1 protein-coding gene is annotated in these 784 nt (G+C 50.1%); it reads left to right on the forward strand.

Annotation, left to right across the window (positions count from 1 at the left end; genetic code table 11):
* Positions 1 to 784, forward strand: a 784-nt coding sequence (locus AK963_RS34195) for a cadherin repeat domain-containing protein (protein ID WP_175404757.1), incomplete at both ends; no start/stop codon positions are given.

The following is a 784-nucleotide window of genomic DNA, read 5'->3' on the forward strand; positions in this document are numbered from 1 at the left end:
GGTGGTGGACATGTTGTCAGAGTAAATATCTTTGATGATTCCGGTAACTCTCTGACAACATTCAATGCGGGATCTGCAAATACTTGGGACTGGTCAAAACCCGTCATGACCGAGCTGGACAATGGCAGTTATGCGGTAGTCTGGCGAACAAGTAAATCAGGCAGCAATAATGCTCGCTTCCGTATTTTTGATAGCAATGGAAATCCTACAACCAGTGAGGCCAGTTTTGGCGGTCATGCTGCCAATAACAGCCATGAGCTTGCGATAGAAACCCTGAACAGCGGTCATGTAGTCAGTGCCTACCAGAGTGCGGGGGAAATTTATCTGCAACGCTGGTCACCTGATGGTACAGCCCAGGGCGGCCCAATCAGAATTAACGCTACAACCGCAGGCACTCAAAGCCAGCCGGATATCACCGCACTGGCCGATGGCAGTTTCTATATCACCTGGACATCTGAAAACCAGGATGGTGCAGGTAATGGTATCTACGGTCGCCATTTCGGTGCAGATGGTATTGCGATCAGCGGTGAAACCCTTATCAATGAAACGACAGCAGGCAATCAATCCGATGCTCATGTTGTTCAACTCGCTGACGGCACTCTGCAGGTTACCTGGACCTCAGACCAGAATGGCAATAACGATATCTTCAGCCGTACTCTGGCCGTTGGTAACCAGGTAACTGAAAATGCCGCCAATGGCACAATGGTTGGCCAGGTGACGGCGACGGATATTGACGGAGATACCATCACCTATAGTTTGCTGGATGACAGTGATGGCCGTTTCG

The sequence above is a fragment of the Endozoicomonas atrinae genome, from assembly GCF_001647025.1.
Taxonomy (GTDB): Bacteria; Pseudomonadota; Gammaproteobacteria; order Pseudomonadales; family Endozoicomonadaceae; genus Endozoicomonas; species Endozoicomonas atrinae.